General features: G+C 71.4%; 10 protein-coding genes. 4 read left to right on the forward strand and 6 right to left on the reverse strand.

Translation table 11 applies throughout. The annotated features are described in order from the left end of the window. Positions 1–88 precede the first annotated feature (88 nt). Positions 89–1,000, forward strand: a complete 912-nt coding sequence (locus IEX69_RS15190) for an amidase domain-containing protein (RefSeq protein WP_174604390.1) — start codon at positions 89–91, stop codon at positions 998–1,000. A 27-nt stretch (positions 1,001–1,027) separates the two neighbouring features. Here IEX69_RS15190 and IEX69_RS15195 read toward each other — a convergent pair whose 3' ends face one another. Next, positions 1,028–1,681, reverse strand: coding sequence for a TetR/AcrR family transcriptional regulator (locus IEX69_RS15195; RefSeq protein ID WP_085018322.1), 654 nt, complete (start codon positions 1,679–1,681; stop codon positions 1,028–1,030). 81 nt (positions 1,682–1,762) lie between these two features. Between IEX69_RS15195 and IEX69_RS15200 the strand changes: the two genes are divergently transcribed. Beyond that, the gene (locus tag IEX69_RS15200; RefSeq protein WP_085018324.1) at positions 1,763–3,289 is read left to right on the forward strand and encodes an MFS transporter; all 1,527 of its coding nucleotides are present in this window, start codon (positions 1,763–1,765) and stop codon (positions 3,287–3,289) included. Positions 3,290–4,509: 1,220 nt separating this feature from the next. On the opposite strand, the gene IEX69_RS15205 is transcribed toward IEX69_RS15200, so the two are convergent. Next, positions 4,510–5,358 carry a helix-turn-helix transcriptional regulator gene (locus IEX69_RS15205; RefSeq protein WP_085018326.1) on the reverse strand — a complete coding sequence of 283 codons (849 nt, stop codon included), beginning with the start codon at positions 5,356–5,358 and terminating at the stop codon, positions 4,510–4,512. A gap of 145 nt (positions 5,359–5,503) precedes the next feature. On the opposite strand from IEX69_RS15205, the gene IEX69_RS15210 reads away from it, so the two are divergent. Continuing rightward, positions 5,504–6,445 (forward strand): SDR family oxidoreductase, encoded by a 942-nt coding sequence (locus IEX69_RS15210; protein WP_085018328.1) that lies wholly within the window; start codon positions 5,504–5,506, stop codon positions 6,443–6,445. Positions 6,446–6,732: 287 nt separating this feature from the next. Here the strand turns inward: IEX69_RS15210 and pgm are convergent, their stop codons facing one another. Next, a complete protein-coding gene (gene pgm, locus IEX69_RS15215; protein ID WP_085018330.1) occupies positions 6,733–8,352 on the reverse strand; it encodes a phosphoglucomutase (alpha-D-glucose-1,6-bisphosphate-dependent) in 1,620 nt (539 codons plus the stop codon). Between the two features lie 284 nt (positions 8,353–8,636). Here pgm and pheA point away from each other — a divergent pair, with 284 nt between their 5' ends. Next, a complete protein-coding gene (gene pheA / locus IEX69_RS15220; RefSeq protein WP_085018331.1) occupies positions 8,637–9,581 on the forward strand; it encodes a prephenate dehydratase in 945 nt (314 codons plus the stop codon). 133 nt (positions 9,582–9,714) lie between these two features. On the opposite strand, the gene IEX69_RS15225 is transcribed toward pheA, so the two are convergent. From IEX69_RS15225 to IEX69_RS15235, 3 genes are all read right to left on the reverse strand, one after another. Then, on the reverse strand, positions 9,715–10,461 hold the full coding sequence (locus tag IEX69_RS15225) for an SDR family NAD(P)-dependent oxidoreductase (protein ID WP_085018333.1): 747 nt from the start codon (positions 10,459–10,461) through the stop codon (positions 9,715–9,717). A 46-nt stretch (positions 10,462–10,507) separates the two neighbouring features. Beyond that, positions 10,508–11,353, reverse strand: coding sequence for a fumarylacetoacetate hydrolase family protein (locus tag IEX69_RS15230; protein WP_085018335.1), 846 nt, complete (start codon positions 11,351–11,353; stop codon positions 10,508–10,510). A 100-nt stretch (positions 11,354–11,453) separates the two neighbouring features. Next, positions 11,454–12,146 (reverse strand): FadR/GntR family transcriptional regulator, encoded by a 693-nt coding sequence (locus IEX69_RS15235; protein ID WP_085018337.1) that lies wholly within the window; start codon positions 12,144–12,146, stop codon positions 11,454–11,456. Positions 12,147–12,177 lie beyond the last annotated feature (31 nt).

Genomic DNA, 12,177 nt, shown 5'->3' on the forward strand with positions numbered 1-12,177 from the left:
TACGACAGATGCGGCGAGACCAGCCTCGCGAGACGAATGCGTGTCCCTCTCATAGGGGACACAAACACTGATGTGTTCGCATGGGACCATGCACGTCACCCCGCTCGTCTCCCGCCCACCACGTCCCCGCCGGTCGGTCCGCGCCGGGCTCGCCGTCGCGTCCGCCGCCGTCATGGCTGCGGTCCTGGCCGGATGCGCGGGAGCGGAGGGCGGCACCTCGGAGCTCTCCGTGGGAGCGGCAGCGGCCGATCCGCTGGTCGCGGTCGACTCGCTGGCGCCGACGACCGGGCCGCTCGCGGGGGGCGCGGCCGTGACGATCACCGGCTCGGGCTTCGACGACGCCGAGGGCGTCGTGTTCGGTACGGAGCCCGCCACCTTCGACATCGTCTCCGACTCGGAGATCGTGGCGACGACGCCCGCCTCGGTCGACTTCGTGGTGGGCGCCGTGCCCGTCACGGTGACGCTCGCCGACGGCGCGACCACCACGTCGACGGCGACCTACGGGTACGAGATCCAGACGGGCGTCGACGCCCAGATGAACTACGCCTTCACGTACTGGAAGGACTACAACCTCGACGAGTGGGGCGTCTTCAGCGACAACGACTGCGGCAACTTCGTGAACCAGGCCATGCTCGCCCGAGGCTGGACCCAGGATGCCGACTGGTACAGCGACTACGCCACCACGGGCGACTACAGCTACAGCTGGATCCGCGGCAACGAGATGGACGCCTACTACGCCTCCCGGCCCGACACGACGTTGCTGTCGATCGACCAGCGCGACCAGGTGAAGGTCGGCGACGTCGCGATGTTCGACTGGGATCCCGCGAACGACAACGGCGTCGATCACACGATGATCGTGTCGAAGGTCACGGCGCAGCCGGACGGCACCGTCGCCATCAAGCTCGTGGGCCACACCGTCGACGCGCAGTACCGCGATCTCGACAACGCGATCACGGTCGAGAACCCGGGTGGCACCGCGCACTTCTGGAGCATCGCCTGACGCTTCGATGACCGCGCGCGGAGTCGCTCAGGAGCGCGCGGTCGCCGTCGTCTCCTCGCCGCTCGCAAGCCCGAGCGCCGGGAGCAGGATCTCGTCGACGAGCGTGATGATGTACTGCCGGTCGACCGCCCTGCCCAGCATGAGCGTCTGGTACGCCGTCATCGACGGGATGATCTGGGCGAGCAGGGGCACATCGACGTCGGGGGAGACCTCGCCGCGGTCGATCGCTCGCAGGATCAGGGTGCGGAGAGCGGCGGCGCGGGGCTCCACGATCACGGCGCGGGCCGCATCCGCGAACTCGGGGGACTCCGACATCAGCGACACCATCCCCGCCATGATGCGGAGCTTGCGCTCCCCGTCCTTCACCGCGGGGGTCTTGATGTTCGCGACCAGGTCACCCCGCAGGGTGCCTGTGTCGGGCAGGTCGACCGGGTGCGCGTTCTTCATGCACGCCACCGCGTCGATCACGAGCTCGGCCTTCGACGGCCAGCGGCGATAGAGGGTGGCCTTGCCGGCCCGAGCGCGCGCGGCGACCATGTCGACGGTCATGCGCTCGTAGCCCTTCTCGGCCAGGACCTCGAGGGCGGCGTCGAGGATCTCGGGATCTCGGGAGTGATCGCGCTTGCGGCCGAGCTTCGGGGTGGAGTCGACGTCCTCGGCGCTGAGGGTCGTATCGGTCATGAGAACATCATAGTTCAGGAACTCCCATGTTCAGGAACTTTCTTGTTTCGGAACTCGCGAGTTTCGTATAGAGTCTCCCGCATGACCTCTCCTTCTCCCGCCGCCGTGACCCCGGCGCACTCGAGCCGCCGGTGGCTGACGCTCGCCACCGTCGCCCTGGCTCAGCTGATGGTCGTGCTCGACGCGACCGTCGTGAACATCGCCTTGCCCGCCGCGCAGGCCGACCTCCAGTTCTCCGACGGCGACCGCCAGTGGATCATCACCGCCTACTCCCTCGCGTTCGGATCCCTGCTGCTGCTCGGCGGTCGCATCTCCGACCTCATCGGCCGCAAGCGGGCCTTCATCATCGGCCTCGTCGGCTTCGCCCTCGCCTCCGCGCTCGGCGGCATGGCCGACTCGTTCGGACTGCTCGTCTTCGCCCGTGCGCTGCAGGGCGCGTTCGGCGCGCTGCTGGCCCCCACCGCCCTCGCGGTGCTGACGACCACGTTCACCGACCCGAAGGAGCGCGGTCGCGCGTTCGGCGTCTTCGGCGCGATCGCCGGCGCCGGCGGCGCGGTGGGCCTGCTGCTCGGCGGAGTGCTCACGGAGCAGTTCAGCTGGCGCTGGAACCTCTACATCAACGACGTCATCGCCGTGATCGCGGTGATCGGCGCGCTCGTCTTCGTCGCGAACGTGGCCCGCACCGGCCCGCGGCCGAAGCTCGACATCCCGGGCACCATCCTGGTGTCGGCGGCGCTCTTCGCGCTCGTCTTCGGCTTCTCGCACGCCGAGACCGACGGATGGGGCGCCTTCATCACATGGGGGATGCTCGTCGCCTCCGCCGTGCTGCTCGTCGCGTTCGTGCTCTGGCAGCGTCGTGCGTCGCATCCGCTGCTGCCGCTGTCGATCGTGCTCGACCGCAACCGCGGCGCCGCCTACAGCTCGGTGCTGATCGCGGGCGCGGGGATGTTCGGCATCTTCCTGTTCGTCACGTACTACCTGCAGACCACCCTCGGGTACTCGCCGATCCAGACCGGGGTGTCGTTCCTGCCGATGATCGGCATGCTCATCCTCACGGCCCAGCTGTCGACGAACATCTTCCTGCCCCGCCTCGGACCCAAGGTGATGGTGCCGTTCGGCATGATCGTCGCCGCGACCGGCATGGTGCTCCTCACCTTCCTCGACTCCTCGAGCTCGTACGCGGCGAACGTCATGCCGCCGCTGATGATCCTCGGTGTCGGGATGGGGTCGATCATGCCGGCCTCGATCCAGACCGCGACGCTCGGCGTCGACCGCCACTTCGCGGGAGTCGCCTCGGCCATGGTGAACACCTCGCAGCAGGTCGGCGGATCGATCGGCACCGCGCTCCTCAACACCCTGGCCGCGACCGCGGCGACCGACTTCGTCGCGTCGCACGCTCCCGTGACGCAGCAGGTGCTGAGCGACGCGGCGGTGCACAGCTACTCCACCGCGTACTGGTGGGGCGCCGCGTTCTTCGCTCTCGGCGCCGTCGTGTCGGCGCTCCTGTTCCGCCGGAAGGCCCGCCCGGCCGCGGCGGGCGCGCCCGCGGCCGCTCCCGCCGCGTCCTCGACTTCGGATGACGCTCCGGAGCCCGTGATCGCCCACTGACCCCTCCGGGGCCGAACCACCGTCGCCTCGACACCGATCCCCACCCAGCGGCGCGCCCTGGCGCCCGCTCCGGGGGATCCGGTGTCGAGGCGACGTCGTATCCACCGTGCGCGCGCTCCAGCGCCCCCCCGGCCGAGTCGGGCAGCCGCGGATCTGCCAGTCGTGGTGACCTGAGTGCCGCGGAGTCCGCCACAACTGTCAGATCCGGACGTCATTCGTGGAACCCGGGTCGCGCGCCGCGCGCGGCCGTCGGGCGCTCCCCGCGGTGCGGCGGCGGATGTGACAGTCGTGGTGGCCCGTGCGGCGATAAGGCCGCCACGAGTGTCAGATCCGGGAGCGGGCTCGAAGGGCCAGGGGTGGATCGGCGCGCGGGGCGGAGAGCGCTCGCGGTGCTGGGTCCGTGGAGATGGCAGTTGTGGTGACCTGCGCGGCCAGGAGGCCGCCACGAGTGTCAGATCCGGGAGCGGACTAGAAGAGCCAGGGGTGGATCGGTGCGCGGGGCGGAGAGCGCTCGCGGTGCTGGGTTCGCGGATGTGGCAGTCGTGGTGGCCTGTGCGGCTGGGAGGCCGCCACGAGTGTCAGATCCAGGGGCTCGTAGAGCCGGGGATGGATCGGCGCGCCGGGCGGAGGTCGATCGCGGTGCTGGGTCCGTGGATGTGGCAGTTGTGGTGGCCTGTGCGGCTGGGAGGCCGCACCGACTGTCAGATCCGGGAGCGGGCTCGAAGGGCCAGGGGTGGATCGGCGCGCGGGGCGGAGGTCGATCGCGGTGCTGGGTCCGTGGATGTGGCAGTTGTGGTGGCCTGTGCGGCTGGGAGGCCGCCACGAGTGTCAGATCCGGAAGCGGGCTCGAAGGGCCAGGGGTGGATCGGCGCGCGGGACGGAGGTCGATCGCGGTGCTGGGTCCGTGGATGTGGCAGTTGTGGTGGCCTGTGCGGCTGGGAGGCCGCCACGAGTGTCAGATCCGGGAGCGGGCTCGAAGGGCCAGGGGTGGATCGGCGCGCGGGACGGAGGTCGATCGCGGTGCTGGGTCCGTGGATGTGGCAGTTGTGGTGGCCTGTGCGGCTGGGAGGCCGCACCGACTGTCAGATCCAGGGACTCGTAGAGCCGGGGATGGATCGGCGCGCGGGGCGGAGGGCGCTCGCGGTGCTGGGTTCACGACTGCCCGATCCGCTCGCACCGCGGACGCGCGTGCCGCCGGTCGGGGCTGGCGGCGGGGGCGCTCAGCGGGGAGGGGCGAAGGAGGTCGCGCCGATGACGGAGAGGAGGCGGAGCTTGTCGTGGCTCTCACTGCCGGGGACGGCGGTGTAGACCAGGAGGTACTGCGACTGCGCCGGGTCGACGAGGGTCTGGCAGCTCAGCTCGAGCTCTCCGAGCTCCGGGTGGACGAGGTGCTTCACGTCGCTCGGACGGACGCCCACCTCGTGCAGGTCCCACAGTGAGCGGAACTCCGGGCTCTCCTCGAGGAGCGCATCCGCGAGCTCCGCCGCGCGCGACGGACGGCCCCGCACCGACACGATTTCGCGGAGCCCGGAGACCCACATCCGCGACAGCAGCTCGTGATCGCGCGGCGCGTACAGCGCCCGCGTCGCGGGGTCGGCGAACCAGCGGTAGCCCAGGCTGCGCGACGCGCCCGTGAAGCGCGTGGTGTCGCCGGTGAGGGCGACGCCGAGCGGGGTCTGCCGCAGCGTCTCGCCGAGCTCGGTCACGATCTCCGCGGGGGTGTCGACGAGTCGGTCGAGGATGCGCAGCATCCCCGGACTGACGTGGTCGCTCGAGTACCCGCGCGGCGGGGCGCGGTGTCCCGCGAGCCGGAAGAGGTGGTCCCGCTCGTCGATCGTGAGATGCAGTCCCTGGGCGATCGCGGCGAGCATCTGCTCCGACGGGGCCGGACCGCCCCCGCGCTCGAGGCGGGCGTAGTAGTCGGTCGACATGTGGCAGAGGACGGCGACCTCCTCCCGGCGCAGTCCCTCGGTGCGGCGGCGCGGCCCCCGCACCATCCCCACGTCCTCGGGCTGCAGGGCCTCGCGACGGCGTCGGAGGAAGTCGGCCAGACCGGCGCGATCGATCACAGCGTCCTCCTCATCCGACGTCTCCCTCCGTTCTACCCGCTGCCCGAGCGGCTATCCACTGCACGGCGATCAGTGGATGCGGGGGGCCTGGAGGCGCTTCCCGCCCGGCCGCATCGTAGAGGGACGACGCACGAAGGAGCACACCATGCCACGCAGGACCATCGACATCACCCTCCCCGACCTCACCGGCCGCCGCGCCCTCGTCACGGGTGCGAGCGACGGCATCGGGCTCCGCATCGCGAGCCGGCTGGCCGCCGCGGGAGCCGAGGTCGTGCTGCCCGTCCGCAACCCCGTCAAGGGGGAGGCCGCCGTGGGGCGCATCCTCACGCAGACCCCGGATGCGGTGGTGTCGCTCCGACGGCTCGATCTCTCGTCGCTGGCCTCGATCGGCGCGCTCGCGGCGGAGCTGGGCGACGAGGGGAGGCCGATCCACCTGCTCGTGAACAACGCGGGCCTGATGACTCCGCCCTCGCGACAGACGACCGCGGACGGGTTCGAGGTGCAGTTCGGCACGAACCACCTCGGCCACGTCGCGCTCGTCGCCGGGATCCTCCCGCTGCTGAGGGCGGGGCGGGCACGGGTGGTGTCGCAGATCAGCGTGGCGGCCAACCAGGGCTCGATCAACTGGGACGACCTCGCGTGGGAGCGCAGCTACAACGGGATGCGCGCCTACAGCTCGTCGAAGATCGCGTTCGGCCTGTTCGCGGTGGAGCTCGGCCGCCGCAGCGAGGCGGGTGGATGGGGGATCACGAGCGTGCTCTCGCATCCCGGTGTCGCTCCCACCAGCCTCCTCGCCGCTCGGCCCGAGGTGGGCCGCGCGGGCGACACCCCGCAGGTGCGCCTCATCCGCTGGCTCTCCGCCCGCGGACTGCTGGTCGGCACCCCGGAGACCGCCGCGCTCCCCGCGCTCCTGGCCGCCACCGCTCCGGATGCGGTGAGCGGCACCCTCTACGGTCCCGGCGGCCCCGCCCACCTCGGTGGCGCGCCGGCGCCGCAGCCGCTCTACTCCCGCCTGCGCTCGCCCGAGGAGGCCCGCCGCGTCTGGGACGAGTCCCTCCGCCTCATCGGCGCGTCCCTCCCGGCCTGACGTCGTCGCCGGCCCGCGCCGGTGGCCGTCGCTTCGACACCGATTCCGGCGAAGCGGCGCCCTATTCGGCGGGGTCTGTGCGAACCGGTGTCGAGGTGATGGAGTGCGCGTCGGCCGCCGCTGCGCCCACTCTGCTCGCACTCGGCGTGGGCCGTCGCTTCGACACCGTTTCCGGCGAAGCGGCGCCCTATTCGCCGAGGTTCGTGCGAATCGGTGTCGAGGCGGCGGCGCTACGCACCGAGGGCGGCGCTAGGCGCCGAGGGCGGCGCTATGCGCCGAGGGCGGCGCTATGCGCCGAGGGCGGCGTCGACGATGCGCTTCGCCTCCGCCTGCACCTCGCGGAGGTGCTCCTCCCCGACGAAGCTCTCGGCGTAGATCTTGTACACGTCCTCCGTGCCCGAGGGTCGGGCGGCGAACCAGGCCCGGTCGGTCGTGACCTTCACGCCGCCGATCGCCGCGCCGTTGCCCGGCGCGTGCGACAGCTTCGCGGTGATCGGGTCGCCGGCGAGGGTGTCGGCCGTGATGTCGTCGCCGGAGAGCTTCGCCAGCTGGGCCTTCTGCGCCTTCGTCGCCGGCGCATCCACCCGCTGATAGACGGGGTCGCCGAACTCGGCGACGAGCTCCGCATAGTGCTGCGACGGGGTCCGACCGGTCACGGCGAGGATCTCCGACGCCAGCAGCGCGAGCAGGATCCCGTCCTTGTCGGTCGTCCACACGGATCCGTCGAAGCGGAGGAAGGACGCACCCGCGCTCTCCTCGCCACCGAAGCCGACCGAGCCGTCGATGAGGCCCGGCACGAACCACTTGAACCCGACCGGGACCTCCCACAGCGTCCGTCCCAGCGAGCCGGCGACGCGGTCGATCATCGAGCTGGACACGAGCGTCTTGCCGATCGCCGCATCCGGACGCCAGTGCTCGCGCCGCGAGTAGAGGTACTGGATGGCGACGGCGAGGTAGTGATTCGGGTTCATCAGCCCGGCATCGGGGGTGACCACGCCGTGGCGATCGGCATCCGCGTCGTTGCCCGTCGAGATGTCGAAGTCGTGACGGCGCTCGATCAACGACGCCATCGCGTACGGGGAGGAGCAGTCCATGCGGATCTTGCCGTCCCAGTCGAGCGTCATGAACGCCCACCGCGGGTCCACCGTCTCGTTCACGACCGTGAGGTTGAGGCCGTACCGCTCCCCGATCAGCGACCAGTACTCCACGCTCGCCCCGCCGAGGGGATCGGCGCCGATGTGGATCTTCGACGCCGCGATCGCCTCCATGTCGATCACGTTGCCGAGATCGGCGACGTAGTTCTCGCGGAAGTCGTAGGTGCCCGCCGGTGTGGGCTCGGCGCGCTTCACGCCCTCCAGGCCCGCCGCGATGAGCTCGTTGGCGCGGTTCGCGATCCAGCTCGTCGCATCCGAGTCGGCGGGGCCGCCGTGCGGGGGGTTGTACTTGAAGCCGCCGTCGGCGGGCGGGTTGTGGCTGGGCGTCACGACGATGCCGTCGGCCTGGTCGTCGTGGCCCTCGCGGTTGTACTTCAGGATCGCGTGCGAGACGGCGGGCGTCGGAGTCCAGCTGTGACGCGAGTCGGTCCACACCGTGACGCCGTTCGCCGCGAGCACCTCCAGCGCGCTGCGCTCGGCGGGCAGCGAGAGGCCGTGCGTGTCGCGGCCCAGGAACAGCGGGCCCGTGATCCCCTGCCCGGCGCGGTACTCCACGATCGCCTGCGTGATGGCGAGGATGTGGTCCTCGTTGAACGCGCTGTTGAACGACGAGCCGCGGTGGCCGCTGGTGCCGAAGATGACCTTCTGCTCCGGGTCGGTCACGTCGGGATGCAGGTCGTAGTACGCGGCGACCAGGGCCTCCGGGTCGATCAGGTCTTCGGGGAGGGCGACTGTGCCGGCGCGATCGTGCATGCGTCCATCCTGGCATCGGGGGGCCGAGTTCGGCAGTGTTCGTGTGACCGGCGGCGGGAAGGGGAGGTCGGTCCGGGTCGCAGTCCCGGCGCCTTCGGCGCCCCGCCAGACCCGATGCCTGCGACCCGGACCGACCTCCCCTTCCCGCCGCCTTCGCTTCGCTCGGACACGGGGACGGACTGCGGCCCAGACCGACCTCCCCTTGTCGCCGCCTACGGCGGGCGGCGTGAGACCGGGCCCCTACCAGCGAAGGGAGGGGAGTGGCTCGCCGCTAGGCTGGCGGCATGTCCGACACGTACTCGTATCTCGGCCCGTCGGGCACGTTCACGGAGGCGGCGCTGGCGCAGGTGCCCGAGGCGCAGGGCCAGGAGTGGCGCAGCGTCAACAACGTGGGCGAGGCGCTCGACGACGTCGTGTCCGGGCGCAGCGTCGCGGCGATGATCGCGATCGAGAACTCCATCGAGGGCGGCGTCACCGCGACGCTCGACGCCCTCGCCCGCACGCCCGGGCTGCGGATCGTGGGCGAGTACCTCGTGCGCGTGAGCTTCGTGCTCGTCGCCCGGCCGGGGACGACGCTGGAGGACGTGCGGGTCGTCGGCGCGCATCCGGTCGCCTATGCGCAGTGCCGTCAGTGGCTCGACGCGAACCTGCCGACGCACGGGCACATCCCCGCGACGTCGAACGTCGCCGCCGCCCTCGACCTCTTCGCGACCGACCATGCGGATGCGGCGCTCGCCCCGCCCGCGATCGTCCGGCACCACGACCTCGTCGTCCTCGCGGAGGACGTCACCGACAACGCCAACTCCGTCACGCGCTTCGTCCTTGTGAGCCGCTCCACGCGGATGCCCGAGCCGACCGGAGCCGACAAGACGAGCCTCATCGTCGAGCTCCCCGACGACCGGCCCGGTGCGCTCCTCGAGATGCTCGAGCAGTTCTCCACCCGCGGCGTGAACCTGTCGCTGCTGCAGTCCCGTCCCATCGGCGACGCCCTCGGCCGCTACCGCTTCGTCGTCGACGCCGACGGACACGTCCGCGACGAGCGGGTCGCGGATGCGCTGCTCGGCCTCCGCCGCTTCAGCCCGCGGATCACGTTCCTCGGCTCCTACCCGCGCGCCGACCGTGCCCCGGTCGAGTACGTCTCCCGCTACGACGACGGCGTCTTCGTCGAGGCCCGCGACTGGCTCCGCGGCCTCATCTCCGGCGAGCCCGACGTCCCCGAGTCCCTCTGAGCTTCCTCGGCCTACGCGCGCGCGTTCGAGGAGTGGGAGGCGACGGGGGAGGCCGCCGTCTGGGATGGGGTGACCGCAGGCGGTGAGGGCCGCTGAGCTCAGAGAGGACGCTCTGCCCGCACCCTCGCCGGGCTCAGGCGGGGCGGAGGCGGAGGTTCTGCATGCCGCCGTCGACGGCGAGGGAGGCGCCGGTGGTGGAGCCCGAGCGGGGGCTGGCGAGGTAGGCGACCGCGTCGGCGACCTCGGCGGCGCTGACGAGGCGGCCGTGGGGCTGGCGCGCGTTGAGCGCGGCGCGCTCGGCGACGGGGTCCGGCGCCGAGTCGAGCAGGCGCGCCACCCAGGGGGTGTCGGCGGTGCCGGGGTTGACGCAGTTGACGCGGATGCCCTCGCGGAGGTGGTCGGCGGCCATCGCGCGGGTCAGCGAGAGCACCGCGCCCTTCGACGCGGAGTAGAGGGCGCGCTGGGGGAGCCCGGCCGTGGCGGCGATCGAGGAGGTGTTCACGATGGCGGCGGCGGGCGACTCGCGCAGGTGGGGGAGAGCGGCCCGCGTCACGCGGGCCATCCCGATCACGTTGATGTCGAACACGCGGTGCCACTCGTCGTCGTCGTTGTCGGCGATCGTGCCCTGGGCGCCGATGCCGGCGTTGTTCACGACGATGTCGAGCCGGCCGAACCGCTCGACCACCGCGGCGATCGCGGCGCGCACCGATGCGTCGTCCGACACGTCGGCGGTCACCGCGAGGTGCCGCTCATCCGCCCCGGACGGGTCGCGGTCGAGCATGGCGACCGACGCCCCGCCCTCGGCGAGCCGTGCGGCGATCGCCGCACCGATCCCGGATGCCCCGCCGGTGACGACGGCCACGAGTCCCTCGAACTCCATGTCGATGCTCCTCCTCTTCGATCCAGTCAACGACAGGTCGACGCGCTCAGGCGTCGACGAACTCCTGGCGCTGCGTCCCGAGTCCCTCGATCTCGAGCTCGACGACGTCGCCGGCCTTCAGGTACGGGAACCGGCCCGACAGGGCGACGCCCTCCGGCGTCCCGGTGAGGACGAGGTCGCCGGGCTCGAGCGTCATCCACTGGCTGAGCTGGTAGACGAGCTCGTCGACGCCGAAGATGAGATCGGAGGTCCGCGAGTCCTGGCGCGGCTCGCCGTTGACGTGGCTGGTGAGCCGGAGATCCTGGTAGCGGGCCTCGTCGGGGGTGACGAGCCAGGGGCCGAGCGGCGTGAAGCCCGGGGCGCTCTTGCCCTTCGACCACTGCCCGCCCGAGATCTCGAGCTGCCACTCCCGCTCGGAGAGGTCGTTCGCGATCGTGAACCCGGCGATGTGCTCGAGGCTCTGCGCGGGCGACTCGAGGTAGGAGGCGCGCTTGCCGATGACGACGGCGAGCTCCACCTCCCAGTCGGTCTTCGTGCTCTTCCGCGGGATGCGCGCCACGTCGTGGGGGCCCGCGACCGTGTTCGGCGTCTTGAGGAAGAGGATCGGCACCTCGGGCGGGGCGGACCCGGACTCGGCCGCGTGCGCGGCGTAGTTCATGCCGATGCAGATGATGGCGCTCGGCCTCGCGATGGGCGCCCCGACGCGCTGGTCGGAGCCGTCGACGAGGGGAAGCTCTCCGGCCGAGAGCGCGGCGCGCACCCGGTCGAGACCCCCTTCGGCGAGGAACTCGCCGGTGATGTCGTCGGTGAGGGCTGAGAGGTCGCGGTATCCCTCCGCCGTGACCACGACGGGGCGCTCCGCACCCGCGTCACCGATCCTCGCCAGCTTCATCGCAGAGACCTCCTGAAGTCATCGGAGCGATCGGCGCCGACGGTGGCGACATCGCTCACGTTGTGTGATGTCTCCATCATAGACATCCGATGTCTGAAAGCTAGTCCGAGCTCTCCGGCTCGGACCATCGGCGCAGCCATCCCTCGATCCCGGCGATGTGGGACACCGTGAGCGCCTCCGCCAGCGCCGCGTCGCGGGCGGCCAGGGCGTCGACGATCGCGCCGTGCTCGCGGAGCGTCCGCTCGGTGGCGTGCTCCTCGGTGAGCCCGCGCCAGAGCCGCGCCCGCACGGTGCGTCCCGAGAGGGAGTCGAGCAGGCTCGCCAGGTACCGGTTGCCCGATCCCGCGGCGATCGCGGCGTGGAAGGCGAGGTCGTGGGAGACGACCTCCTCGACGTCCGAGTCGGCGGTGATCGAGTCGACCGATCGCCGGAGGGCCTCGAGATCGGACTCCTCGAGCCGGGTCGCCGCCAGCGCCGACGCGGCCGGCTCCAGGATGCGCCGCACGGCGAAGATCTCGAGGATCGCCTCGTGATCCTGCTGAGCCTCGAGGATGAAGCTCATCGCCTCGTTGAGGAGCTCGGGTTCGAGACTGGTGACGTAGGTGCCGTCCCCGCGCCGGACGTCGAGGATCTTCATCGCCTCGAGCGCCTTGACCGCCTCGCGCATCGAGTTGCGGGAGAGACGGAGGCGCTCGCTGAGCTCCTTCTCCGGCGGCAGCCGGTCGCCCGGGCGCAGCTCACCGGACAGGATCATCTGCTTGATGGTGAGGATCGCCTCGTCCGTCACGGCCACAGGGGGATGCTACCGCGCCGTTGCCTTCTCG

The sequence above is a fragment of the Cnuibacter physcomitrellae genome (assembly GCF_014640535.1).
Lineage (GTDB): Bacteria > Actinomycetota > Actinomycetes > Actinomycetales > Microbacteriaceae > Cnuibacter > Cnuibacter physcomitrellae.

What these genes read in the sequence shown, in the direction of transcription:
- IEX69_RS15190 (WP_174604390.1), top strand. Translation starts at nt 89, where the DNA reads ATGCACGTCACCCCGCTCGTCTCCCGCCCACCACGTCCCCGCCGGTCG.
- IEX69_RS15225 (WP_085018333.1), bottom strand. Translation starts at nt 10,461, where the DNA reads ATGGAGTTCGAGGGACTCGTGGCCGTCGTCACCGGCGGGGCATCCGGG.
- IEX69_RS15210 (WP_085018328.1), top strand. Translation starts at nt 5,504, where the DNA reads ATGCCACGCAGGACCATCGACATCACCCTCCCCGACCTCACCGGCCGC.
- pgm (WP_085018330.1), bottom strand. Translation starts at nt 8,352, where the DNA reads ATGCACGATCGCGCCGGCACAGTCGCCCTCCCCGAAGACCTGATCGAC.
- pheA (WP_085018331.1), top strand. Translation starts at nt 8,637, where the DNA reads ATGTCCGACACGTACTCGTATCTCGGCCCGTCGGGCACGTTCACGGAG.
- IEX69_RS15200 (WP_085018324.1), top strand. Translation starts at nt 1,763, where the DNA reads ATGACCTCTCCTTCTCCCGCCGCCGTGACCCCGGCGCACTCGAGCCGC.
- IEX69_RS15195 (WP_085018322.1), bottom strand. Translation starts at nt 1,681, where the DNA reads ATGACCGATACGACCCTCAGCGCCGAGGACGTCGACTCCACCCCGAAG.
- IEX69_RS15230 (WP_085018335.1), bottom strand. Translation starts at nt 11,353, where the DNA reads ATGAAGCTGGCGAGGATCGGTGACGCGGGTGCGGAGCGCCCCGTCGTG.